Origin of the sequence: Methylobacterium sp. (assembly GCF_028290105.1) — a bacterium.
Classification (GTDB): Bacteria; Pseudomonadota; Alphaproteobacteria; order Rhizobiales; family Beijerinckiaceae; genus Methylobacterium.
The window spans coordinates 1-2,900 of record NZ_JAQGKL010000299.1 but is presented as its reverse complement, the minus strand read 5'-3'; the positions used below and the strand labels follow the sequence as shown (position 1 = coordinate 2,900).

Here is a 2,900-nt window from a genome sequence, read left to right as displayed (position 1 = left end):
CCCCCTACGCGGCCGAGGACCTGGCGGCCGGGCCCTTCATCGCCCGCGGCGCCGACGGCGACCGCCTCGCGACCGCATCCGCCACCCATGGGCGTGGCGACTATCCGGGGCTCGGATGGATCGTGGTCGCCCTCCAGCCGGTCGACACGGCGCTCGCCACGGCCAACCGGCTGACCAGCCTCATCCTACTCCTGGGCCTCGGCGCGGGCGCACTCGGCGTGCTGGGCATCTTCCTGGTCGCGACCCGCCTGAGCCGTCCGCTGGCGCAGCTCACCGACGCCGTCGATCGGATTGGGCGCGAGCCGAATGCCACGATGACGAAGCGGGTCCATGGCTCCCCCGAGGTGCTGCAACTTTCCGCGGCGGTGCGGTCCCTGTTGCGGCGCATCGGCACCGCCGAGGCGGAGGCGCGCGACGTCGAGGTGGAGGCGTCCAAAGCGGTGCACGCCGCGCAGGACCGTGTCCGCCGTCTCGGCGCGGACCTCCACGCGATGCAACTCCTCGCGGATACGGACGGTCTCACGGGACTGCTCAACCGGCGGGCGTTCCTGCCGCTGGCCATGGATGCGATGCGCTACTTCAAGCGCTATCGCCGCGCGATCTCCGTGCTGATGATCGACATCGATCACTTCAAGCGCGTCAACGACCTCTACGGCCACGCGGCGGGCGACGTGGTGATCTGTCAGATCGGCGCCATCATCAGCGAGGCGATCCGGACGACGGACAAGGTGGCGCGCTTCGGCGGCGAGGAGTTCGTCGTCCTGCTGCGCGAAACCGATGCGGCCGGAGCGGCCATCATCGCGGAGCGGATTCGGCAGACCGTGGCCAGCACCGTGTTCGAACCCGACAGCAATCGCCTCATGGCGACGATCAGCATCGGTATCGCCGAGGCGGAGCAGGCCGACCAGGACATCGACCACACGATCGAACGCGCGGATCGCGCCCTCTACGAAGCCAAATCGCGCGGACGCAACTGTGTGCGGACGTTCGAGATAGACATCAGCGAACTGCGGGTGGCCGCCTGACGGATCGAGGTTGTCCGTCGTTTCCGGAGGATTCGGTGGCCCGACCCTGATGGTCACAGGGCACGTTTCGGCCCATGGCGACGACGGCTAATCGACCGCGTCCGTGGCCAGGCCGATGGTCCAGGGCTCGTCGAAGACGTGCTCCTCCAGGTTCGAGCCCGGACCGCCGCGATCGATCACCACGAAGCTTTGCGGGCCCTTGAGCGGGGTGAGCACGCCGTGCCAGGTTCCGATGGCGTAGCTCACGCCCTGTCCCGGTGCCGTCACGAAGGCCTGGGGCGTTCCGGGCCGTCCCTCCTCGTCGGGGCAGACCACGACGAGGAACGGGTCGGCGTCGAGCGGCACGAAGGCCTGTCCTCCGAGGGGATGGCGCTCGACCAGGTTCACCGCGAGGGGCAGCGCATAGGGGGCGGCCTCGACGAGGCCGATGACGACGCGGGCGCCATCTCCGATCACGCCGATCTCGGCAAGATCGTGGAAGCGGCGCGCCTTGCCGGCGTTCATCGGGCGCGGCGCGACCTGATCCCGGTCGATCACCGCGCCGAACGGCGCGAAGGCCGCCGCCGTCAGGGGCCGGGCCGCGATATGGCGCCCGCTCACCGGGCTGCGCCCCGGACTTTCAGGGCGGCGTGACGGTTCACGTCCTTGTAGAGCAGGTAGCGGAAGAGGCCCGGGCCGCCCGCGTAGCAGGCTTGCGGGCAGAAGGCGCGCAGCCACATGAAGTCGCCGGCCTCGACCTCGACCCAGTCGCGGTTCAGCCGGTAGACCGCCTTGCCCTCCAGCACGAACAGGCCGTGCTCCATCACGTGGGTCTCCTCGAACGGGATCGAGGCCCCCGGCCGCATGGCGACGATGTTGACGTGCATGTCGTGGCGCACGTCGTCGGAGGCGACGAACCGGGTCGTGGCCCAGGCCCCGTCCGTACCCGGCATGGGGACGGGCTCGACATCGGATTCGTGGCACACGAAGGAACCCGGCGCGTCGAGGCCTTGCACCCGCTCGTAGGCCTTGCGGACCCAGTGGAAGCGCGCCGCCACCGTGCTCGTGTTGCGCAGGGACCAGGCGGCCCCGGGCGCGAGGTAGGCGTAGGAGCCGGGCCGTAGCGTGTGGGCCTGCCCGTCCAGGGAGAGGGTCGGCGCGCCCTCCACCACGAACAGGACGCCCTCCGCCTCCGGGTCGGGCTCGGGCCGATCGCTGCCGCCGCCCGGGGCGACCTCCATCAGGTATTGCGCGAAGGTCTCGGAGAACCCCGAGAGCGGACGTGACAGCATCCAGGCCCTGGCGTTCTCCCAGAAGGGCAGTACGCTCGTGACGATGTCGCTCATCACACCCTTGGGAATGACCGCATAGGCTTCGGTGAACACCGCCCGGCCTGTCATCAGCGCGGTCTGGGGCGGGAGGCCGCCGCAGGGCGGGTTGTAGGCCGAGGCGCTCATGGCGGGTCTCCGGTGTTGCGGGGCATGGCCGCGTCAGGCGGCCCGGGCGGCCGGGATGGGCGAATCGAGCGCCGCCGTCGTGTCGATGGCGACATCGCCGTCGAGGACACGATGCGCCTGCGCCCGGTCGATATCCCCCTCCCAGGCCGCGATCACCACCGTCGCCACGCAATTGCCGATCAGGTTGCCGAGCGCCCGGGCGATGCCGGCGAACCAGTCGATCGACAGGACCAGCACAAGGCCGATCACCGGGATGTCCGGCACAGCCGAGAGGGTTGCGGCCAGCACGACGATGGCCGAGCCCGGAATGCCGTGCGCGCCCTTCGAGGTGAGGAGCGCGATGCCGAGAATCAGGAGCAGATGGCCGAAGGAGAGCGGCGTGTTGGTCGCCTGCGCGATGAACACGGTGGCGAGGGTCAGGTAGAGCGAGAAGGCGTCG

4 protein-coding genes are annotated in these 2,900 nt (G+C 70.0%); 1 reads left to right on the top strand and 3 read right to left on the bottom strand.

Translation table 11 applies throughout. The features are described from left to right. On the top strand, nt 1-1,025 hold a 1,025-nt coding region (locus JWQ05_RS19910; protein ID WP_299662386.1), incomplete at its 5' end, for a diguanylate cyclase. 87 nt (nt 1,026-1,112) lie between these two features. Here the strand turns inward: JWQ05_RS19910 and JWQ05_RS19905 are convergent. The 3 genes from JWQ05_RS19905 to JWQ05_RS19895 form a co-directional block, all read right to left on the bottom strand. Further along, entirely contained in the window at nt 1,113-1,625 is a 513-nt protein-coding gene (locus JWQ05_RS19905) for an ureidoglycolate lyase (RefSeq protein ID WP_299662383.1), read from the bottom strand. Further along, nucleotides 1,622-2,461, bottom strand: coding sequence for a bifunctional allantoicase/(S)-ureidoglycine aminohydrolase (locus JWQ05_RS19900; RefSeq protein WP_299662380.1), 840 nt, complete (start codon nt 2,459-2,461; stop codon nt 1,622-1,624). The genes JWQ05_RS19905 and JWQ05_RS19900 overlap by 4 nt, the downstream gene beginning before the upstream one ends. 33 nt (nt 2,462-2,494) lie before the next feature. After that, nucleotides 2,495-2,900: cation:dicarboxylase symporter family transporter (locus tag JWQ05_RS19895; protein WP_299662377.1), on the bottom strand; the 406-nt coding region annotated here is incomplete at its 5' end.